Consider the following 21,889-nt stretch of genomic DNA (forward strand, 5'->3'; position numbering starts at 1 on the left):
ACAGGTGACCAAGATGGACGTGCAAGAAACCACGGCAGCATGCCGGGACGCCTTCGCCGAACTCGCGTCGCCAGCGTGCATTCAGGACCCGTACCCATTCATGCGGTGGTTGCGCGAGCACGATCCGGTACATCGCGCGGCGTCGGGCCTCTTTCTGTTGAGCCGCCACGCCGACATCTACTTGGCGCTTAAAGCCACTGGCGATGCTTTTCGGGGGCCGGCACCAGGCGAACTGGCGCGCTATTTCCCGCGTGCGGCGAGCAGCCTGTCGCTAAGTCTGCTGGCGTCCACTTTGGCGATGAAGGAACCTCCAACGCATACGCGTCTGCGCCGGCTGATCTCGCGCGATTTCACCATCGGCCAGATCGACAAGCTGAGGCCGACCATCGCTCGCATTGTCGCAGCGCGCCTGGACGGCATGGCGCCCGCACTGGAGCGCGGGGAGGCAGTGGACCTGCATCAGGAATTCGCGCTGGCCTTGCCCATGCTGGTTTTCGGAGAACTGTTCGGCATGCCCCCGGACGACATTCTCGCGCTCGTCACCGGCATCAGCGCCATTCTGGAAGGCCTGAGCCCGCACGCCAGCGATCCGCAGCTCGCCGCGGGGGACGAGGCCAGCGCCAGGGTGCAGGCCTACTTCGGCGACCTCATACAGCGCAAGCGCACCGATTCCCGCCACGACATCGTGTCAATGCTGGTCGGCGCACACGACGACGATGCCGAGACGCTGTCGGATGCGGAATTGATCAGCATGCTCTGGGGCATGCTGCTGGGCGGCTTCGCCACCACTGCTGCGGCCATCGGCCATGCTGTCCTGGCGATGCTGGCGTATCCCGAACAGCGGCACTGGCTGAAGGGAGATGCCGTGGGGGTGAAGGCATTCGTCGAAGAAGCCCTGCGCTACGACGCGCCCGCCATGTTCAGCTCCATTCCGCGTATCGCCCAGCGCGACATCGAAATGGGCGGCGTGGTGATCCCGAAGAACGCGGACGTGCGCGTGCTGATCGCGGCCGGCAATCGCGACCCGGACGCCTTCGCCGATCCCGATCGCTTCGATCCCGTGCGGTTCTGCGGCACCAGTCCTGGCATGTCGATCGACGGGAAGATCATGCTGACCTTCGGCCACGGCATCCACTTCTGCCTTGGTGCGCAACTGGCCCGGGTGCAGTTGGCCGAAAGCCTGCCGCGGATCCAGGCGCGCTTCCCCACGCTGGCATTGGCCGAGCAGCCGACCCGGGAGCCCTCCGCGTTCCTTAGGACGTTCCGCGCGCTGCCGGTGCGGCTGCATGGGCAGGAGGGCTGAGATGCGCGTCGTGGTCGATCAGGATCTGTGCGGAACTACCGGGCAGTGCGTGCTGACGCTGCCGGGCACCTTTCGCCAGCGCGAACCGGACGGCGTGGCCGAAGTGTGCGTGGCGACGGTCCCGCAGGCGCTGCACGCCGCCGTGCGGCTTGCGGCCAACCAGTGCCCGGTCGCCGCCATTCGGGTGATCGAAAGCGACGCCGGCCATGACGAGCGCGCCAGCGCCGACCCTGCGCCTTCTCCGGCGCAGGCCGAGCGGCATGCCGCGAAAGAACAATGCAATTCAGGAGACACGATGGCAAGGTTTGAAGGCAAGGTGGCCGTGGTGACCGGCGCCGGCGCCGGCATCGGCAAGGCATGCGCTCTCGCCATCGCGCGCGGGGGCGGCAGAGTGGTGGTGGCCGACATTGATGGCTCGGCGGCCATCGCCTGCACCGCGCAGATCGCGGCCGAAGCAGGCCACGCGCTGCCCATAGCCATGGATATCGCCGATGAGCAGGCGGTGGCAGCGCTGTTCGAGACGGCGGAGCGGCACTTCGGGGGGGTCGACCTGCTGGTGAACAATGCGAGCGCCATGCATCTGACCCCGCGCGACTGCGCGATCCTCGACCTGGACCTGGCAGTCTGGGACCAGACCATGGCGACCAATCTGCGCGGCACGCTGCTCTGCTGCCGGCAGGCCATCCCACGGATGATCGACCGCGGCGGTGGCGCGATCGTCAACATGTCGTCGTGCCAAGGGCTCAGCGGTGACACGGCGCAGACTTCCTACGGCGCGTCGAAGGCGGCGATGAACATGCTCTCGGCTTCGCTCGCCACCCAGTACGGTCATGCGCAGATTCGCTGCAACGCGGTTGCGCCGGGTCTTATCATGACCGAGCGTCTCCTCGCCAAGCTGGACGAGTGCATGCAACGGCATCTGCGCCGGCACCAGCTTCTGCAGCGCGTCGGCCGCCCCGAGGACGTGGCCGCGCTCGTGGCGTTCCTACTCTCCGCCGATGCTGCGTTCATCACCGGCCAGGTCGTGTGCATCGATGGCGGCATGCTGGCGCATGTGCCGACATACGCCGACGGTGGCAACAGCTGCGCCGCGCGCCCTCCCGGCGACACCGAATCGGCGACGGCGGCGCGCTGCTGATGGACATGCTGCTCAACCCACTCAACCGTCGGCACCGGCTGCGATCCGACATCCCGGTCATGCCCGGCGCTTTCCCCCTGGTCGGGCATCTTCCAGCCATTGTCTGCGACCTGCCGCGCCTGCTGCAACGCGCAGAACGGACGCTGGGCAGCCACTTCTGGCTGGATTTCGGCCCTGCCGGACATCTGATGACCTGTGTGGATCCGGACGCATTCTCTCTGCTCAAGCACAAGGACGTGTCCTCGGCGCTGATCGAAGAGATCGCGCCCGAATTGCTTGGCGGAACGTTGGTTGCCCTGGACGGCGGCGCGCACCGGCAGGCGCGCGATGCCATCAAGGCAGCGTTCTTGCCCAAGGGGCTGACCCAGGCCGGGATCGGAGACCTGTTCGCGCCGGTCATCCAGGCGCGGGTGCAGGCGTGGCGCGCCCGCGGCGAGGTAACTATCCTGCGCGAGACCGGCGACCTGATGCTGAAGCTCATCTTCAGCCTCATGGGAATCCCCGCGCAGGACCTGCCGGGATGGCATCGCAAGTACCGGCAATTGCTGCAGTTGATCATCGCGCCACCGGTCGACCTGCCCGGATTGCCTTTGCGGCGCGGCCGCTCCGCCCGCGACTGGATCGACGCGCAGTTGCGCCGGTTCGTCCGCGATGCGCGCGCGCATGCCGCGCGCACCGGGTTCATCAACGACATGGTGAGCGCTTTTGACAGCAGCGACGGTCCGCTCTCCGATGACGTCCTGGTCGCGAATATCCGCTTGCTGCTGCTTGCCGGTCACGACACCACTGCCTCGACGATGGCCTGGATCGTGATCGAGCTGGCGGGGCAGCCTGTGCTGTGGGACGCCCTGGTCGAGGAGGCGCAACGCGTGGGCGCGGTGCCGACCCGGCACGCGGACCTGGCGCAGTGTCCGGTCGCCGAGGCGCTGTTCCGCGAGACACTGCGCCTGCATCCGGCGACCACGCTCCTGCCGCGTCGCGCGCTGCAGGAATTGCAACTCGGCCAACGGCACATTCCCGCGGGCACCCACCTATGCATCCCGCTGCTGCATTTCTCGACCTCGGCGCTGCTGCACCAGGCGCCTGATCAGTTCCGCCTGGCGCGGTGGCTGCTACGCACAGAACCGATCCGGCCCGTGGACATGCTGCAGTTCGGTACCGGTCCACACGTCTGCATCGGCTACCACCTGGTATGGCTGGAAATGGTGCAGTTCTGCATCGCCTTGGCGCTGACCATGCACAAGGCCGGGGTGCGGCCGCAGTTGCTGAGCGACGTCGAAAAAGGCCGGCGCTACTACCCGACCGCACATCCGTCCATGGCAATCCGCATAGGCTTCTCATGAGCTGGGCACGCCCTGTGTGGCAAGGCAGCGGCGCCGGCGGGGCGCGACATTGCTGCACTCAGCGCACGCACTCGTGTGACGACTTGCGCTCGCCGTGGCCGTCTCAGCTACAAGGACATGAACGACATGCAAACCTGTTCCACAATACACGACGACCGAACTGGCGTTTCCGCATTCGGCGGGTTGGGCGCGCAGGCGCGCGGCGCATCTGGCGGGCTGCTCCCGGAGATCTGGATGCAGGACGGCGCAAAGCGGGTCGAACAGGCGCTGGCGCGTCTGCTCTGCGCCGAAGACGACGGTAAGACAGAGCTGATGGCAGCCATGCGCTACGCCACCTTGCATGGCGGGAAGCGCACCAGAGCCTTGCTCTGTCTGGCTGCCGGCGCACTGGCGGGCACGCCGGCGCACATGCTCGACGACGTCGGCGCCGCCATCGAGATGATGCACGCCTGTACCCTGGTCCACGACGACCTGCCCGCGATGGACGACGACGTGCTTCGCCGCGGCCTTCCGACCGTGCACGTAAAGTTCGGCGAAGCCACTGCGATCCTGGTCGGCGATGCGCTGCAGGCCCACGCCTTCCTGACGCTGGCGAGCCTGGATGCGCCGGGCGACAATCGTGTCGCGCTCGTGCGCGACCTGGCGCAGGCGGTGTCCGCGGAGGGTGCCGCAGGCGGGCAGGCCATGGATCTGTCGCTGGTCGGAAAGCACGCCGGGCTGGACAGGATCCTGGCGATGCACCGGATGAAAACCGGAGCGCTAGTGCGCGCGTCGGTTCGCATGGGCGCGCTATACTCCATCGCGGAGGATGCCGCGCACGCTGCGCTGTATGCTGCGCTCGATCGCTACACCGCCTGTTTTGGCCTGGCGTTGCAGGTTGCCGACGACATTCTCGACGCGACGGCGAATACCGCGACTCTTGGCAAGACCCCCGGTAAGGACGCGGCGGCGCAGAAGCCGACCTGCGCGTCAATCATGGGGCTGCAGGCTGCGCGCCAGTTCGCCCTGTACTTGTTGCACGACGCCGGGGAGGCCATCGCCCCTCTGGGGCCGCGTGCGGAAGGGTTGGCGCAGATGCTGCAGCGGGCCAACGTCTATCTGTCCGCGCCATACGCATGAGCGCGCCCATCCGTAAGGACTCGCCCCTGTGCTGGTGCGATCGGCCGGCGGGCGCTGCATGCTGCACTGTGTCCGTGTCGGCGGCGACGTGCGCGACGTCTGCACGCTTCTGTTCTCGTTAGCCCTCTGCAGAAGGAACATCCCGCGTGAACGCGCTGTCCGAACAGATCCTTTCCGAATTGCGTCACCTGCTGAGCGAGATGAGCGACGGCGGCAGCGTCGGTCCGTCCGTATACGACACGGCGCGAGCTCTGCAGTTCGACGGCAAAGTCACCGGTCGGCACGAGGCATATGCGTGGCTCATTGCGCAGCAACAGGCCGATGGCGGATGGGGAAGTGCGGACTTCCCGCTGTTTCGCCATGCGCCCACCTGGGCGGCGCTGCTGGCATTGCAGCGTGCCGATCCTCTTCCCGGCGCCGCCGACGCAGTCCAGGCTGCAATCCGGTTCCTCGAGCGCCAGCCCGATCCCTACGCGCATGCGGTGCCGGAAGACGCGCCCATCGGCGCGGAGCTGATCCTGCCGCAGTTGTGCGACGAGGCCGCATCCTTGCTGGGCGCCTTGGCGTTTCCGCGCCACCCGGCGCTGTTGCCGTTGCGGCAAGCACGCCTGGTCAAGCTGGGGGCTGTGGCGACCTTGCCGAGCGGCCATCCGTTGCTGCACTCCTGGGAAGCCTGGGGGGCGTCGCCGGCCACCGCATGCCCGGACGACGACGGCAGCATCGGCATCAGTCCGGCGGCCACCGCCGCGTGGCGTGCGCACGCCGTGACACAGGGAAGAACGCCGCAGGTCGGGCGCACCGACGGGTATCTGCAGGCGGCATCGCGGGCAACGCGCACCGGCATCGAAGGTGTCGTTCCCAACGTCTGGCCGATCAATGTGTTCGAGCCATGCTGGTCGCTGTACACCCTGCATCTGGCCGGTCTGTTCGCGCATCCCGCGCTCGCCGAGGCGGTGCAAGTGATCATCGCGCAGCTCGACGCCCGCCTCGGAGTCCGCGGTCTGGGCCCTGCCTTGCACTTCGCGGCCGATGCGGACGACACCGCCGTTGCGTTGTGCGTCCTTCGCCTTGCAGGCCGCGACCCGGCGGTCGATGCATTGCGCCATTTCGAAACCGGCGAGCTGTTCGTCACCTTCCCCGGCGAGCGCAATGCCTCGGTGTCGACCAACATCCATGCCCTGCATGCGTTGCGAATGTTGGGAAAACCCGCCGCCGGCCCCAGCGCCTACGTCGAGGCCAATCGCAACCCGCACGGTCTATGGGACAACGAAAAATGGCACGTTTCGTGGCTGTATCCAACCGCGCATGCGGTCGCTGCGCTGGCGCAAGGCAACCCGCAGTGGCGCGACGAGCGCGCGCTGGCAGCGCTGCTGCAGGCGCAGCGCGACGACGGCGGCTGGGGCGCCGGTCGCGCGTCCACATTCGAGGAAACCGCCTATGCGCTGTTCGCGTTGCACGTGATGGACGGGAGCGAAGAGCCGGCAGGACGCCGGCGCATCGCGCAGGCGGTGGCGGGTGCGCTGAAGTGGATGCTCGCCCGCCACGCAGCGCACTCACTGCCCCAGACACCGCTGTGGATCGGCAAGGAACTGTATTGCCCCACCCGGGTGGTGCGCGTGGCCGAACTCGCCGGGTTGTGGCTGGCGCTTCGTTGGGGGCGGCGCGTCTCGGCCGAGGGAGCAGGAGCGGGGCCATGATCCCGACCCATCGCGCGCTGCAACAGGTGCTGGAGTGGGGGCGTTCCCTGACCGGGTTCGCCGACGAGCATGGCGTGGAAGCAGTCCGGGGCGGCCAGTACATCCTGCAGCGCATCCAGCCGAGCCTGCGCGACACCAGCGCCCGCACCGGCCGCGATCCGCTGGACGAGACGCTGATCGTGGCGTTCTATCGCGAACTGGCGCTGCTGTTCTGGCTGGACGATTGCAACGACCTTGACCTGATCGCGCCGGAGCAGCTCGCCGCGGTGGAGCAGGCGCTGGGGCAGGGCGTGCCGTGCGCGCTCCCCGGATTCGATGGCTGTGCCGTGCTGCGCGCTTCGCTCGCCGCGCTCGCCTACGATCGTCGCGACTATGCCCAGCTTCTCGAGGATACCCGGTGCTACTGCGCGGCGCTGCGTGCCGGACACGCGCAGGCGGCAGGGGCGGAACGATGGTCCTACGCCGAGTACTTGCAGAACGGCGTGGACTCGATCGCCTACACGAACGTGTTCTGTTGCCTGTCGTTGCTGTGGGGGCTGGACATGGCGACCTTGCGCGCGCATCCGGCGTTTCGCCAGGTCCTGCGGCTCATCTCCGCGATAGGGCGCTTGCAGAACGATCTGCATGGACGCGAAAAGGATAGGTCGGCCGGCGAGGGAGCTAACGCGGCGATCCTGCTGCTGCAGCGCTATCCGGCTATGCCTGTGGTGGAGTTCCTCAACGACGAGCTGGCCGGCCATACGCGCATGCTGCACCGGGTGATGGCGCAAGAACGCTTTCCCGCGCCGTGGGGACCGTTGATCGACGCCATGGCGGCCATTCGCGCGCAGTACTACGAGACCTCAACCAGCCGCTACCGCAGCGACGCTGCGGAGGGAGGCCAGCGTGCGCCGGCCTGAACGCGCGGGAAGCGGCGGCTTGCGCGCGCTCCCGTCGGTCCGATCCGACGCAACGCCGTCGCCCGATGCGGCGGATGGAGCGAGCATCAGCGACACCAAGTTGAGCCGGCGCAAGGACGACCACCTGGACATCGTGCTGGATAGTCGAACGGCACGGGCCAAGGCCGCCGGCTGGGAGTACATCCGCTTCGAACACTGCGCATTGCCCGAGTTGGATCTGACGCAGATCGACCTCAGCGCCTCGCTGCTGGGCAAGACCATGCGCGCGCCTCTGCTGATCAGCTCCATGACCGGCGGCATGCCACGCGCCGAGGCCATCAACCGGCATCTAAGCGAGGCAGCGCAAGCCTTGGGGATCGCCATGTGCGTCGGTTCGCAGCGCGTGAGCCTGCAATCCCGCAACTCCCAAGGGCTGACGCGCGCGCTGCGCCGCCAGGCCCCAGACGTTCCCTTGCTGGCCAATATCGGCGCCGCGCAACTGCGTGAGGCCGACGGCCTGGACCTGGCGCGCCGGGCGGTGGATGCACTGGAGGCCGATGGACTCATCGTCCATCTCAATCCGCTGCAGGAAGCGGTACAGCCGGAGGGCGACCGCGACTGGCGCGGCGTCCTGGCGCAGATCGCTCGCGCCGCGCGCAGCATGGGGGTGCCGATCGTGGCCAAGGAAGTGGGGTCGGGCCTCTCTGCCTCGGTGGCTTGTGCGCTCGTTCAGGCGGGCGTGGCGGTGATCGATGTCGCCGGCGCCGGCGGCACCAGTTGGGCCGCGGTGGAGGGCGAGCGGGCCCCCGATGCCGCCGACCGTACAGTTGCGATGGCGTTCGCCGATTGGGGGATCCCGACCCCGGCCAGCGTGCAGGCGGTACGTCGGGCGCTGCCAGCGGTGAAGCTGATCGCGTCGGGCGGGGTCAGCGACGGCGTCGACGTGGCCAAGGCTATCCGCCTGGGCGCGGACATCGCCGGGCAGGCAGCCGGCGTGCTGCGCGCGGCTACGGTATCCACCGAGGCCGTTGTCGCGCATTTCGAGATCGTCATTCGCCAGTTGGCCGTCGCCTGCTTCTGCACCGGCTCGGCTGATCTGGCGGCATTGCGTCAGGCGCGCTTGTTGCCCTCGGCGCACCTGCCCGCCGGTTGACGCCGGCGGCGCCCGTACGTGCGGCGGGCGCTAGTCCTACTGAGTGAGAAAGTCTCGGAAGCGGGGGGATTGCCTGGTCGCGGGGTTGTTCGGGTGCTGCTTCGTGATCGGGGAGGCACCCCGCCATGCCCCGAACGGACAGCCGAGAGTAAAGCGGTATTCGACGGCTATGTCGATGCTTGATCAGGGTGGTCACGCCGATCGAGCCGAGCCCCTGAAAGGGCCGGAACACCAGGTGCGGCGGGAGACCGGCAGGAGCAGATGGTGCAAATCCATTGCAATGAAGGAGTATTCCTGCAAGCAACGGAGAAGGTAAGCCAGCCTCAATCCCTTGTGTTTGCTTGGTGTTATGCAAATTAGGCACCGATCCACATTGCCCCCGAGTCATGCGCGGTCGGTCGTGAGGTGCCTCCGGCTATCCACAGCACTTCCCGGCAAGGTGCCCAACGCCCATTAGAGGCGCATGGATCGGCTTGATCAAGGCGTTGGGCGCGGTCGTCATGAAGCCGTAAAGCTCGAAATCGCCGGCGCCGTCCTTGACCTTGCGCACCCCATGCCATGGCGTCCAGAGGCCAGCGAAGAAGAAAAGCGGCCGGTCCTCATTGAGCGCGCGAACCAATCCGCTGAATACCTGTCTCAGGGTCCTTATGCCGGGTGTTGGGCTGGGCTCCGAGAAACTCGTCACAGGCACCACACAGCGATGCTCAACCCCAACATACTGCTGCCAATGGCCGTATTGTGGGTTGCGGATATTGGTCGTGCCGTAGTCGGCCTTGCCCTTGACCCGTTCGAGCGGTGTCGGCATTCCCCAAAGCAGGTTGGCGACTTCACGTTGCCCGTCTGCCGCATTGCGGACCACCGGACCGGGCTGGTTGGGGGCTGGTTGGGGTAGATGTCGATGGACGGTTCAGGTTGCCTGAGATGGTCGCGCAGAGCCCTGGTGCACTGGCGTATGGCTTCTTGCGACGTGGTGATGTTGTGCAGATTGCACATCTAGGAAGGAGCAACCCCGTTCTTTTTGGCAAGCATGGAAAGGGCTTTTTCCTTGATATCTGCCGCGACCAAAGTCAGAGCTTCGTCGCGATCCTTGAAACTTGCGATCGATGTACCCTTGAGGGTCGCCTGAAAAGAGCCGAAGAGCTCTTCCTGCCACAGGCAATTTCTCGCGATCACTGGAATAACAACCGTCGTGTTGTTGGCCTCTCTCTCCATCGCGTGAGTTAGCTCAATCTGGTTGCAATAACGCGAGTTGATAAAGTCAACGCTTATCAGGAGGATGATAATGTCGGCGCTCTCTAGATTGCCCTTGATGGCGTCCGCCCATTTGTCGCCAGTCTCGATTTCGCCATCGTGCCAAGCCTCGACAAGACCAAGTCGGCTCAGCGGCGTAAGGTGCTTTAGAAGGTCAACCTTGATAGCCGCGTCTGCATGCGAGTAGGAGATAAACGCCTTGAGAGGCTTGGGACTGGGGCTAGCCGCATTTTGGGGGAGGGACATAGTCCCACCGGGACCTCCTCTTATCAGTCCATTCTTCCTCAGGCGGTCCTTAGTTGTCGTGTAACGTTCTTCTATCCAACCCAGTTTATTGAAAAGGGCTGCGTTCTTAACGCTCACTTTTCCGCCCCCCGACAATTCTCTAACGGCGTCCATAAACCGGTCTTCTAGAGTTCCAACGCGCTTCCGCGATTTTGCCTTGCTTGCCATTTTATGGAGCCCCCCGAATCTAGGTCGACACTTCCAGCGAAAGTCTTTTGCAGTCAAGTCGACGCTGGAAATTAAGCCGGGAAATCCTCTAATTGGGGAGCCGGCTTGTTGCCAGCAATAAACTCGAACGGTGCGTTGCGTCTTTGTGTTAGCTTGTCGGGTCGGAGGTCTAGCCAGCCTGAGTTAGAGCCTTCTCAAGCGCCGGTCTGGGCACCTCAAGCTGCGCCTTGTCGCCACCCCATAGTCGTCCCCGACGCTGCGAGCCGTCCAAGGGTTGTCAGCTCTGGTGATGCTGACACGGGGCCTAGCTTACGCGCTTACCGTCATCTCAGCCCCTGTCGGTTATGTCCGCGGCCAGGGCATCGATATTCCGTCGAATTGCTCTCCCAGGTCGCACCGCTCCTTGGCTCATATCGCATTCACCAGACTATCTCTGGAACGAGATTGACCGACCCGGGAACGCTCCAGGCCGATCCGAGCTAACCGGTCAATCCAAACAACTTCGAATTACCTTAGCGGGTATTATTCTAAAAATGCCCACGGTGCCCCGGTTACAGGCAGCCCGCGAACGCGGGCGAAAGGGTGGACGCCGTCCGAAACAAACCCAATCAGCCCTCCGAAATCACTCGACTCAGCTAAATGAAGGCTGTGCGGCATCTGAAGCAGCCCGTCTCTTTCATAGGACCACCGTCGAGTATCATCGGCGCCGAGGTCAAATAGCCGTTGGCTGAATGTTCTTTCAGTTGGCCGTCTGCAGCGACGCATGCACTAGGCCTATTACGAAGAAAAGCCGGTGGACGGTGGCCACAGCAGCTGTATGAACCGTGCTCGCCGGCGTGCCTTCGGACGTGGCAACCGCATCGGGTCGAGCCGATCTGGAAGGTGCTGCCGATCGCCCCGTCGAGCTACCACGACCATGTCGCCAAGCGCATCGATCCTTCCCGGCTGTCGGCTCGGGCGAAGCGGGATGAGGCCATGGCCTTGAAGGATGAGGTCCGACGCGTGTTCGAGGCCAACTTCCGCGTCTACGGCGTTCGCAAGGTCTGGCGGGAGTTACAGCGTGAGGGCTCGACGTCGCCCGCTGCACGGTTGCCCCACTGATGAGGGCCATGGGTCTTGAGGGCATCATCCGCGGCAAGCCGATCCGCACCACGGTGAGCGACAAGGCCGCACCTTGCCCTCTCGATCACGCTAATCGCCAATTCCATGCCCCGGCGCCGAACATGCTGTGGGTCTCCGACTTGACCTGCGTCGCGACCTGGACGGGCTCCGTCTATGTCGCCTTTGTCATCGACACCTATGCGCGAAGGATCGTCGGCTGGCGGGTGAGCCGGACGGCGCATGCCAGCTTCGTTCTGGACGCTCTGAAACAGGCTCTCCATGATCGGCGGCCCGTGCAGGGGGGCAGGCTGATCCATCACAGCGATAGAGGCCGCCCAATACGACTCTATCAGATACACCGAGCGCCTGGCGGAGGCCGGCGTTGAGCCTTCGGTAGGCAGCGTCGGCGACAGCTACGACAATGCTCTCGCCGAAACGATCAACGGCCTTTACAAGGCCGAGGTGATCCATCGACGCGGACCATGGCGCGACTTCGAAGCCGTCGAGTTCGGTAGCTCGATTGGGTCGATTGGTTCAACAATCGCCGGCTGCTGGAGGCCATCGGCAACATTCCGCCGGCCGAAGCTGAGGAACGCTACTACGCCATTCTGTATGACCCAGCCATGGCCGCGTGACTCAACGAAACGGCCTCCGGAAAACCCGGTGCGGTTCAGTTCTCGGAGGAACGACGTTGCCGCGCGGCGCTAAAGAGAGAGGAAGATTGATCTCTTTCCATATCATTTTCTTCACATATGATACCTAAATAGATCATAACGCATTGAAACTACTCGCTGGATGAGATACCTTTGCGTACCATCGCGCATTGGAATAGATCGTATAGGTTGCGTTATGGACTCTCAATCGGAAATTCTACGGGAAATCGGTGGGTTTTTCAGGCAGGCGAGGTTGGCCGCTGCGATGACGCAGGAGCAGGTCGCCGATTTGGCGGGTATATCCCGTCCCCGATATCGCGACATCGAAAAGGGAGCCGCAGCCGCGCGTGCGACGACGCTCATGAATATCGCTCGCGCGCTCGGTCTGGAAATGATGCTGGTTCCGCAAGCCATGGTGCCGGCTGTCCAGGCTCTATTGCGTCCGCATGATGATGACGATCGACCCGCCTTTGTTTCTCAACCTGACGATGACGATCATGGCTCCAGTCTTTCGCGCACCTAAGACGATCCCGTCACTGGACGTGCTCTTGAATGCAGTGAAGATCGGCACAATCGTCAGGACGCCGGGCGATTTCAATGCGTTCAACTTCGATGACGCCTACCGCGCGACGGGCGGCTTTCCGGTTCTCAGCCTGTCGTTCCGGGCAGCGACGGGAGGATTGCGGAAAGATCCAAAGCCTCTGGCAAGCGCCTTGCCCGCTTTCTTCGCGAACCTCCTGCCGGAGGAGAAATTGCGGGAGGCGATGGAAAGGCATCACGAAGGCAATGTGCGGCCAGGCAATGATTTCGATCTTTTAGCGGCACTGGGCGCCGATCTGCCGGGAGCCGTACGGGCGTTGCCCAGTGACGGCGCGATAACGGTTTCGAAGGATGGCTCAAAGGATCACCCCAAGGCACGGTTCTCGCTTGCCGGCGTGCAGATGAAGCTGTCAGTCATGAAGAACATTGGAAAAGGCGGCGGCCTTACCTTGCCGATGGACGACGAGCAGGGCCGGTACATTGCCAAGTTCCCTTCGACGGCGTTTCCGGGCGTTTCCGAGAACGAATTCGCCAACCTGGCGCTGGCAGCAGCAATCGGCATGGAGGTTCCTGAATGCGAACTGGTCGAGAAGTCCGATTTTGAGGGCGTTCCCGAAGAATTCAATACGCTGTCGGAGGGCAAGGTCCTTCTCGTCAAACGCTTCGATCGCGGCGCCGGTGGCGAGAGGATACACATCGAGGATTTCGCTCAGGTCTTCGGTGTCTACCCCTCGCGCAAATATGAGGGGGCCGCTTATCACGACATAGCCTTGGCTCTTGGCGTGGCCGTCTCGCCTACGGCGGCTCTCGATTTCGTCCGCCGCCTGGCACTGAGCGTCATCACCGGCAATGGCGACATGCACCTGAAGAATTGGTCTTTGATGTATCCCGGAAACGGCGACAAGCCGGCGCTTGCACCAATCTACGACGTCCTGTCCACTGTGCCATATATTCCCGCCGACGCCATGGCGCTGTCGCTTGGAGGAGAGCGCTCGTTCAAGGCGCTAGCAGCACCGCGATGGAAAGCATTTGCGAACCGCGCAAGGCTTCCGGAGCCGGCAGTCCTAAAGGCAGTGGTCGAGACGGTCAAACTCGTCAACGAGTACTGGTGGCATCTCCCTGAGCGCGACGTTGTCGCAGCGAAAGTGCTCGAGCGGATGGACGAACATGTGAAGGCGATGACGCCGATACTGAACTCCTGCGCCGATAAGTGAGCCGAGTCCCCTCGGGTTGCTGATATAGCGGAACTTTCGATCCGCGGCCCTATGGATGGCTGGATCGAAGGCATGCCAGCGTGGCGCAAGATTCCGCGGAGTGTCCACGATGACACGCGTTAGCAAGCACGTCAGCTCGCCGGAACAGACAGCATCCGCAATTCACCCAACAGGATCGAGCTGCTGTTCGTCCACTTCAACATAACGACGCGGTTCAAACGAATTCGGTGACTGAGGATCGCGATCCGACGCTTTGTGTCGCCATTGTCGGGTCCGCTACACGGTCTGTTGCGACGATCCTTTCTTTGGCCCTCAGGCTAAACCCCTGAAAAGCAACCATCAAATTATTCTTCGGTTCGATCAGCCAAATTGGCACGAGTCTTGAGATCCTTAGGTGCGAGGCGGCTACAGCTGCCCGACCGGCATTCATGTCGCGGCAGCCGCGATGAATGGAACGAAGGAAGGAAAGCTACATGTCAGGTTTGCGTCAGATCGCCTTTTACGGCAAGGGCGGCATCGGCAAGTCCACCACCTCCCAAAATACGCTCGCCGCCCTTGTCGACCTCGGGCAGAGAATCCTCATCGTCGGCTGCGACCCCAAAGCCGACTCCACCCGCCTGATCCTGAACGCGAAGGCGCAGGATACGGTGCTGCACCTCGCGGCAGAGGAAGGTTCGGTGGAAGACCTGGAACTCGCGGACGTGCTCAAGGTCGGGTACAAAGGCATCAAATGCGTGGAGTCGGGCGGGCCCGAGCCGGGTGTCGGCTGCGCCGGCCGCGGCGTGATCACCTCAATCAACTTCCTCGAGGAGAACGGCGCCTACGACGACGTCGACTATGTCTCCTACGACGTGCTCGGGGATGTGGTGTGTGGCGGTTTCGCGATGCCGATCCGCGAGAACAAGGCCCAGGAAATCTATATCGTCATGTCCGGCGAGATGATGGCGCTCTATGCAGCCAACAACATCGCCAAGGGTATCCTGAAATACGCCCATTCGGGCGGCGTGCGGCTCGGTGGCCTGATCTGCAACGAGCGCCAAACCGACCGCGAACTCGACCTCGCCGAGGCGCTTGCTTCCAGGCTCAATTCCAAACTTATCCACTTCGTGCCGCGCGACAACATCGTCCAGCACGCCGAGCTCAGGAAGATGTCTGTGATCCAGTATGCGCCGGACTCCAAGCAGGCCGGCGAATACAGGGCGCTGGCCGAGAAGATCCATGGGAATTCGGGCCAGGGCACCATCCCGACCCCGATCACCATGGAGGAGCTCGAGGACATGCTGCTCGACTTCGGCATCATGAAGACGGACGAGCAGATGCTTGCCGAGCTTCAGGTCAAGGAAGCGGCTAAGGCGGCCGCACAGTAGCGACTACTGCCGACATGAGGCGCCGCCTGACCTGGTGCGTCTTTCAAAGAACGGCGCCTCGTCGGTGAGGCGTCACCCTGAACCTTGAAAGGGGTCCCATGAGCCTGGAATACGAGAATGACGGTGGCCTCCATGCGAGGCTAATCGAGGAAGTGCTGTCGCAATATCCTGACAAGTCGGCGAAGCGCCGCAAAAAGCACCTCAGCGTCGCAAAAAGCGGCGACGAGGCTGGCGAGGAAAGCGAGGTCCTTTCCGAATGCGAGGTCAAATCGAACATCAAGTCCATCCCCGGCGTGATGACAATTCGCGGCTGCGCCTATGCCGGCTCGAAAGGCGTGGTGTGGGGTCCAGTCAAGGATATGGTCCATATCTCGCACGGCCCGGTAGGCTGCGGGCAATATTCCTGGTCTCAACGCCGCAACTACTACCTCGGCACGACCGGCATCGACACGTTCGTCACCATGCAGTTCACCTCCGATTTCCAGGAGAAGGACATTGTTTTCGGCGGCGACAAGAAGCTCGAACGGATCATCGACGAGATCGAGGAACTGTTTCCGCTGAACAAGGGCATGACTGTGCAATCCGAATGCCCGATTGGCCTGATTGGCGACGACACCGAAGCTGTATCCCGCAACAAGGCCAAGCAGCACGGAAAGACAATCGTGCCGGTGCGCTGCGAGGGCTTCCGCGGCGTCTCGCAATCCCTCGGCCACCACATCGCCAACGACGCGATCCGCGACTGGGTGTTCGAGAAGAAGGACCTCGAGTTCGAGGCCGGCCCGTACGATGTCAATGTGGTCGGGGACTATAATATCGGCGGCGACGCCTGGGCTTCGCGCATCCTGCTCGAGGAGATGGGTCTGCGCGTGGTCGGCAACTGGTCGGGCGACGCTACGCTGGCCGAAATAGAGCGAGCGCCAAAGGCGAAACTCAATCTCATCCATTGCTACAGGTCGATGAACTACATCTGCCGGCACATGGAGGAAAAGTATGGCATCGCCTGGATGGAGTACAATTTCTTCGGCCCCTCCCAGACCGAAGCCTCTCTGCGCAAGATAGCCAAGCACTTCGGGCCGGAAATCGAGGCCAAGGCCGAGGCGGTCATAGCCAAATACCGGCCGCTGGTCGAGGCGGTCATAGCCAAGTACCGGCCGCGCCTCGAAGGCAGGACGGTGATGCTTTATGTCGGCGGGCTGCGCCCCCGTCACGTCGTCACGGCATATGAGGACCTGGGTATGGTGATCGTCGGCACTGGCTACGAATTTGGCCATAACGACGACTATCAGCGTACCGGCCACTACGTGAAGAAGGGCACTCTGATCTACGACGACGTGACTGGTTACGAGCTGGAGAAGTTCATCGAGGGGATCCGTCCTGATCTCGTTGGCTCCGGCATCAAAGAAAAGTACCCGGTCCAGAAGATGGGCATACCGTTCCGTCAAATGCATTCCTGGGATTATTCCGGCCCGTATCACGGCTACGACGGGTTCGCCATCTTCGCGCGCGATATGGATCTGGCCATCAACAACCCGGTCTGGAACCTCTACGACGCCCCCTGGAAGAAAAAAGCCGAGCCGTCGGCGGCGATCGCAGCCGAATGAAACCCTGGCCTCCCGGAAGCCGGGAGGCCATGAACGCCTGTGGCCGCTTGTCCGCGGGAGACCTGAAACTTTCGACGTCCCTGTGCCGCCGTATGGCGGACCAGATGCAAAGAGGTAACCGCCCATGCCGCAGTCGGCTGAAAAAGTTCTCGACCACGCGCCCCTGTTCGGCGAGCCGGAATACAGGCAGATGCTCGCGGAGAAGAGGCTGAATTTCGAATGTCCTCACCCGGACCAGGTCGTTACCGACCAAGGCGAATTCACCAAGACGTGGGAATACCGCGAAAAGAACCTTGCTCGCCAAGCCCTTGTCGTGAACCCCGCCAAGGCCTGCCAGCCGCTCGGCGCGGTGTTCGCGGCCGCAGGCTTCGAGCGAACCATGTCCTTCGTCCATGGCAGCCAGGGCTGCGTGGCCTATTACCGCTCGCACCTGTCGCGCCATTTCAAGGAGCCTGCTTCGGCGGTTTCCTCCTCGATGACCGAGGACGCGGCAGTGTTCGGCGGCCTGAAGAACCTGGTCGATGGGCTCGCCAACACGTACCAACTCTACGACCCGAAGATGATCGCCGTCTCGACCACTTGTATGGCAGAGGTCATTGGCGACGATCTGCACAGCTTCATCGAGAACGCCAAGGACGAAGGCTCGGTCCCGCGCGACTTCGACGTGCCTTTCGCCCACACTCCGGCCTTCGTCGGCAGCCATGTCGACGGCTATGACGTTACGGTCAAGGGCATTTTGGAGCATTTCTGGAAAGGGGAGGAGCGAACGGAAGCCGAGGGGACCATCAACGTCATTCCGGGCTTCGACGGATTCTGTGTTGGCAACAACCGGGAACTCAAGCGCCTGCTCGACCTGATAGGCGTATCCTACACCTTCATCCAAGACGCCTCTGACCAGTTCGACACGCCGTCCGACGGCGAATACCGCATGTATGACGGCGGCACGAAGATCGAAGACGTGAGGAAGGCACTCAACGCCGAGGCGACGCTGTCGCTGCAGCATTACAACACCCGAAAAACCCTAGAGTATTGCGAGGGGGTGGGGCAGGCGACGGCCTCGTTCCATTACCCGCTCGGTGTAAAGGCGACTGACGACTTCCTGATGGAGGTTTCCGCGATTTCCGGCAAGCAAATCCCGGAGGTAATCCGCCTCGAGCGCGGCCGACTTGTCGACGCCATGGCGGACAGCCAATCCTGGCTGCACGGTAAGAAATATGCCATTTACGGCGATCCGGACTTTGTCTACGCCATGGCCCGCTTCATCATGGAGACGGGCGGCGAGCCGACCCATTGCCTCGCCACCAACGGAACGTCGGCATGGGAAGCGGAGTTGAAGGAACTGCTTGCATCATCGCCCTTCGGCAAGGATGCTCAAGTCTGGGCGGGCAAGGACCTCTGGGCGATGCGCTCGCTGCTCTTCACCGAGCCGGTGGACCTGCTGATCGGCAACTCCTATGGCAAGTATCTGGAGCGCGACACCGGCACGCCGCTGATCCGGCTGACGTTTCCGATCTTCGATCGCCACCATCACCATCGGTTTGCGCTGATGGGCTACCAAGGCGGGTTGCGCGTGCTGACGACGATCCTCGACAAGATCTTCGACAAGCTCGATCGCGAGACAAGCGAGACGGGCGTGACGGACTATTCGTATGACCTCACCCGCTAAGCTTGACGGTCGGCTTTGGCCGGTCGTCTTCCCGAGGGACTTTGGAGACCGACGCAATGTCCTTGCTCAGAGCCAAAATCCAGGATGTCTTCAACGAGCCTGGCTGCGAAAAGAACCGCGGCAAGGATGCCAAGGCGCGCAAGGAGGGCTGTTCGAAGCCACTGATCCCCGGGGCGGCGGCCGGCGGCTGTGCCTTCGATGGCGCCAAGATCGTGCTGCAGCCGATCACAGACGTCGCACACCTGGTCCATGGGCCGCTCGCCTGCGAGGGCAATTCCTGGGACAACCGCGGTGCGGCTTCGTCCGGGCCAACGCTGTGGCGCACGAGCTTCACGACCGACCTCACCGAACTCGATGTTGTCATGGGGCAGGGCGAGCGGAAGCTCTTCAAAGCGATCCGCGAGATCAAGGAAGCGTATGGGCCGCCGGCGATCTTCGTCTATCCGACCTGCGTGACGGCGCTGATCGGCGACGACATCGACGCCGTCTGCAAGCGCGCGGCGGAAAAGTTCGGCTTGGCCGTTGTACCGGTCAATGCGCCGGGCTTCGTCGGCTCCAAGAATCTCGGCAACAAGCTTGCCGGCGAGGCGTTGCTCGAGCATGTCATCGGCACGGTCGAGCCCGACGATGCCGGCCCTTACGACATCAACATTCTTGGCGAATTCAACCTCTCGGGCGAATTCTGGCTGGTGAAGCCGCTGCTGGATCGGCTCGGGATCCGGGTGCGCGCCTGCATTCCGGGTGACGCCCGTTACGTCGATGTTGCCGGCGCGCACCGCGCCCGGGCGGCTATGATGGTGTGCTCGACCGCGCTCATCAATCTGGCACGCAAGATGGACGAGCGCTGGGACATCCCGTTTTTCGAGGGCTCCTTCTACGGGATCACCGACACCTCGGAAGCGCTCCGACAGATCTCTGAGCTGCTGGTGAAGCAGGGTGCCGATCCGGAGATCCTCGGCCGCACCGAGGTATTGATTGCAGAGGAAGAGGCGATCGCCTGGAAGAACCTAGCGGCCTACCGGCCGAGGCTCGAAGGCAAGCGCGTGCTGCTCAACACCGGCGGCGTGAAGTCCTGGTCGGTCGTCCATGCGCTGATGGAGATCGGGATCGAGATCGTCGGCACCTCTGTCAAGAAGTCGACCGTCGAAGACAAAGAGCGGATCAAGCAGATCCTCAAGGACGACAACCATATATTCGAGCAGATGGCAGCGCGCGAGCTTTACGCCATGCTCTCCGAACACAAGGCCGATATCCTGCTATCAGGCGGGCGCACGCAATTCGTCGCTCTGAAGGCCAAGACGCCCTGGCTCGATATCAACCAGGAGCGCCAACATCCTTACGCCGGCTATGACGGCATGGTGGAACTCGTACGCCAGATCGACCTGGCCATTCATAACCCCATCTGGTGCCAGGTACGCGAGCCGGCACCATGGGATTGCCAGCCTGCGGTGAGGGAGGAACTGCCGCGCACGAAAAGCGAGACCGTGACCTTGCATGCTGTCCAGGAATTCTCCGGCACGACGGCCGCTGATTTCGGCGAGTGTTGAGGAAGCCAATGGGCCGCATCCTTCCCCAGACCAAAGCGGCGGCGGTCAATCCGCTGAAGTTATCGCAGCCATTGGGTGCCGCCTTGGCCTTTCTTGGCGTCGACGGCGCGATGCCCTTGTTCCACGGCAGCCAGGGTTGCACCAGCTTCGCGCTCGTGCTCTTCGTGCGACATTTCAAGGAAGCCATTCCCTTGCAGACAACCGCGATGGACGAGGTGGCAACGATCCTCGGCGGGGCAGACCATCTGGAAGAGGCGATCCTCAACCTCAAGGCCCGCACAAAGCCAACGCTGATCGGGGTTTGCACGACCGCGTTGGTGGAAACCCGGGGCGAAGACTGCGCAGGAGATATCGCCAATATCAGGCTGAAGCGGACCAAAGAACTCGCGGGTACGGAGGTGGTGCTGGCCAACACGCCAGATTTCGATGGTGCGATCGAAGAGGGCTGGGCCAAAGCTGTCACCGCGATGATCGAAGGGATTACACGGCCCGGCGAGCAAGCGCGGCAGTCGAAGAAAATCGTGATCCTGCCTGGCTGGAACCTCACTGTGGCTGACACCGAGCATTTACGTGAGATGGTTGAAAGCTTTGGACTGAAGCCGGTGATTCTGCCGGACATCTCCGGCTCGCTCGACGGTACGGTGCCCGACCGCTGGGTCACGACCACCAATGGCGGCACCAGCGTCGAGGATATCCGCGAGCTAGGCACGGCCGAGCAATGTATCGTCATCGGTGAGCATATGCGCCGCCCGGCCGAGCTGCTGCAGAGGTTGACCGGCGTGCCTTACGTGCTGTTCCGGTCGCTGACCGGATTGAGGGACGCCGACCGGTTCGTTTCGCTGCTGTCCGCAGTTTCGGGCGAGGCGGCGCCGGCTGAGGTGCGCCGTCGGCGGGCGCAGTTGCAGGACGCGTTGCTCGACGGACATTTCCACTTTGGAGGCAAGAAAATTGCGATCGCTGCTGAACCAGACCAACTCTACCAACTCGCGAGCTTCTTCATCGGCATGGGCTCCGAAATCGCGGCGGCGGTCACAACGGCCGCTATGTCGAAAATTCTGGAGGAAGTGCCGGCGCAGTCGGTTCAAATCGGCGATCTCGGCGATTTGGAAGCGCTTGGCGCCGGCGCTGATCTTCTCGTTACTCATTCCCACGGCCGCCAGGCGGCGCAGCGCCTCGGCATTCCGCTCATGCGGGTCGGCTTCCCGATCTTCGACCGGCTCGGGGCCCAGCACAAGCTCACCGTCCTCTACCAGGGGACCCGCGACCTGATCTTCGAGGTTGCCAACATTTTCGAAGCCAACGGGCGAGCGCCGACGCCTGAGGCGCTTGATCCACTCCGTAAGCGAGAAATGCCAGATGAGCTCCGTCCGTCGCCTCTCGCTCGTCACTGACGAGGTTCACGTACCGACGCCGGAACGCCAAGCGGGCGCATTGCGCGTGGCGATCGCCACGCAGGACATGAAGAACCTCAACGCCCATTTCGGATCGGCCAGGCGCTTTGCTGTCTACGACGTTATGCGCGAGGAGTGGAATCTCGTGGAAGCCGTGGCCTTTGACGACGTTTCCGACGAGAGCGGGAAGCACCGAACCGAGGGCGATGACCGCATCACCCCGAAGGTGGAGGCGCTAAAGGGCTGCCATTTGCTGTTTTGTCTGGCGATCGGCGGACCTTCGGCAGCCAAACTTGTTTCCGCAAAGATCCATCCGATCAAAGTGCCGCAGCCCCAGACCATCCAAGAGGTGTTGTTGCGCACGCAGATGATGCTCAGGACGTGTCCTCCCCCTTGGCTGCGCAAGGTGCTGGCGCAGGCAGGTGTCGCTGAACAGAAACCCTCCTTCGAGGACGAAAGCTGAAATGAGGAGTG

Annotated in this window: 17 protein-coding genes and 2 pseudogenes; 17 read left to right on the forward strand and 2 right to left on the reverse strand. The window is 63.1% G+C overall.

Annotated elements, in window-relative coordinates; genetic code table 11:
- The first annotated feature begins 13 nt into the window (after positions 1-13).
- From NKI05_RS26920 to fni, 8 genes and pseudogenes are all read left to right on the forward strand, one after another.
- Positions 14-1,303: a cytochrome P450 gene (locus NKI05_RS26920; protein WP_352793569.1), complete on the forward strand. Its 1,290-nt coding sequence runs from the start codon at positions 14-16 to the stop codon at positions 1,301-1,303.
- 1 nt (position 1,304) lies between these two features.
- A pseudogene (locus NKI05_RS26925) lies at positions 1,305-1,430 on the forward strand (ferredoxin); the annotation flags it as partial.
- A 168-nt stretch (positions 1,431-1,598) separates the two neighbouring features.
- Complete coding sequence (locus tag NKI05_RS26930; RefSeq protein ID WP_352793616.1) at positions 1,599-2,441, forward strand: SDR family oxidoreductase; 843 nt, start codon at positions 1,599-1,601, stop codon at positions 2,439-2,441.
- The gene (locus NKI05_RS26935; RefSeq protein WP_352793571.1) at positions 2,441-3,784 is read left to right on the forward strand and encodes a cytochrome P450; all 1,344 of its coding nucleotides are present in this window, start codon (positions 2,441-2,443) and stop codon (positions 3,782-3,784) included. The genes NKI05_RS26930 and NKI05_RS26935 overlap by 1 nt, the downstream gene beginning before the upstream one ends.
- Before the next feature lie 117 nt (positions 3,785-3,901).
- Positions 3,902-4,903 carry a polyprenyl synthetase family protein gene (locus NKI05_RS26940; RefSeq protein ID WP_352793573.1) on the forward strand — a complete coding sequence of 334 codons (1,002 nt, stop codon included), beginning with the start codon at positions 3,902-3,904 and terminating at the stop codon, positions 4,901-4,903.
- Positions 4,904-5,049: 146 nt separating this feature from the next.
- Positions 5,050-6,600 (forward strand): hypothetical protein, encoded by a 1,551-nt coding sequence (locus tag NKI05_RS26945; RefSeq protein WP_352793575.1) that lies wholly within the window; start codon positions 5,050-5,052, stop codon positions 6,598-6,600.
- On the forward strand, positions 6,597-7,499 hold the full coding sequence (locus NKI05_RS26950; RefSeq protein WP_352793577.1) for a terpene synthase family protein: 903 nt from the start codon (positions 6,597-6,599) through the stop codon (positions 7,497-7,499). The genes NKI05_RS26945 and NKI05_RS26950 overlap by 4 nt, the downstream gene beginning before the upstream one ends.
- A gap of 85 nt (positions 7,500-7,584) precedes the next feature.
- On the forward strand, positions 7,585-8,631 hold the full coding sequence (gene fni, locus NKI05_RS26955; protein WP_352793618.1) for a type 2 isopentenyl-diphosphate Delta-isomerase: 1,047 nt from the start codon (positions 7,585-7,587) through the stop codon (positions 8,629-8,631).
- A gap of 415 nt (positions 8,632-9,046) precedes the next feature.
- On the opposite strand, the gene NKI05_RS26960 is transcribed toward fni, so the two are convergent.
- Together NKI05_RS26960 and NKI05_RS26965 are read right to left on the reverse strand one after the other, a co-directional pair.
- Complete coding sequence (locus tag NKI05_RS26960; protein WP_352793579.1) at positions 9,047-9,490, reverse strand: SOS response-associated peptidase family protein; 444 nt, start codon at positions 9,488-9,490, stop codon at positions 9,047-9,049.
- Positions 9,491-9,624: 134 nt separating this feature from the next.
- Complete coding sequence (locus NKI05_RS26965; RefSeq protein WP_023727169.1) at positions 9,625-10,335, reverse strand: toll/interleukin-1 receptor domain-containing protein; 711 nt, start codon at positions 10,333-10,335, stop codon at positions 9,625-9,627.
- 864 nt (positions 10,336-11,199) lie between these two features.
- Between NKI05_RS26965 and NKI05_RS26970 the strand changes: the two are divergent.
- The 9 genes and pseudogenes from NKI05_RS26970 to nifX all read left to right on the forward strand — a co-directional run.
- Positions 11,200-12,071: pseudogene (locus NKI05_RS26970) on the forward strand (IS3 family transposase); the annotation flags it as partial.
- 214 nt (positions 12,072-12,285) lie between these two features.
- Positions 12,286-12,612 (forward strand): helix-turn-helix domain-containing protein, encoded by a 327-nt coding sequence (locus NKI05_RS26975; protein ID WP_023690557.1) that lies wholly within the window; start codon positions 12,286-12,288, stop codon positions 12,610-12,612.
- Entirely contained in the window at positions 12,587-13,843 is a 1,257-nt protein-coding gene (locus NKI05_RS26980) for a type II toxin-antitoxin system HipA family toxin (protein ID WP_352513766.1), read from the forward strand. Before NKI05_RS26975 ends, NKI05_RS26980 begins: the two co-directional genes overlap by 26 nt.
- A 473-nt stretch (positions 13,844-14,316) precedes the next feature.
- Positions 14,317-15,210 carry a nitrogenase iron protein gene (nifH, locus tag NKI05_RS26985; RefSeq protein ID WP_023706403.1) on the forward strand — a complete coding sequence of 298 codons (894 nt, stop codon included), beginning with the start codon at positions 14,317-14,319 and terminating at the stop codon, positions 15,208-15,210.
- Positions 15,211-15,308: 98 nt separating this feature from the next.
- The gene (nifD, locus tag NKI05_RS26990; protein ID WP_023703020.1) at positions 15,309-16,811 is read left to right on the forward strand and encodes a nitrogenase molybdenum-iron protein alpha chain; all 1,503 of its coding nucleotides are present in this window, start codon (positions 15,309-15,311) and stop codon (positions 16,809-16,811) included.
- Between the two features lie 124 nt (positions 16,812-16,935).
- Positions 16,936-18,477: a nitrogenase molybdenum-iron protein subunit beta gene (gene nifK / locus NKI05_RS26995; protein WP_352793582.1), complete on the forward strand. Its 1,542-nt coding sequence runs from the start codon at positions 16,936-16,938 to the stop codon at positions 18,475-18,477.
- A 56-nt stretch (positions 18,478-18,533) separates the two neighbouring features.
- On the forward strand, positions 18,534-20,024 hold the full coding sequence (gene nifE, locus NKI05_RS27000; protein WP_352793585.1) for a nitrogenase iron-molybdenum cofactor biosynthesis protein NifE: 1,491 nt from the start codon (positions 18,534-18,536) through the stop codon (positions 20,022-20,024).
- A gap of 8 nt (positions 20,025-20,032) precedes the next feature.
- Positions 20,033-21,415: a nitrogenase iron-molybdenum cofactor biosynthesis protein NifN gene (gene nifN, locus NKI05_RS27005; RefSeq protein ID WP_352793587.1), complete on the forward strand. Its 1,383-nt coding sequence runs from the start codon at positions 20,033-20,035 to the stop codon at positions 21,413-21,415.
- Positions 21,381-21,878, forward strand: coding sequence for a nitrogen fixation protein NifX (gene nifX, locus NKI05_RS27010; RefSeq protein ID WP_352500674.1), 498 nt, complete (start codon positions 21,381-21,383; stop codon positions 21,876-21,878). The genes nifN and nifX overlap by 35 nt, the downstream gene beginning before the upstream one ends.
- The last annotated feature ends 11 nt before the right edge of the window (positions 21,879-21,889 follow it).

The organism is Mesorhizobium sp. M0771 (assembly GCF_040320155.1).
In the GTDB taxonomy this organism is placed as follows: domain Bacteria; phylum Pseudomonadota; class Alphaproteobacteria; order Rhizobiales; family Rhizobiaceae; genus Mesorhizobium.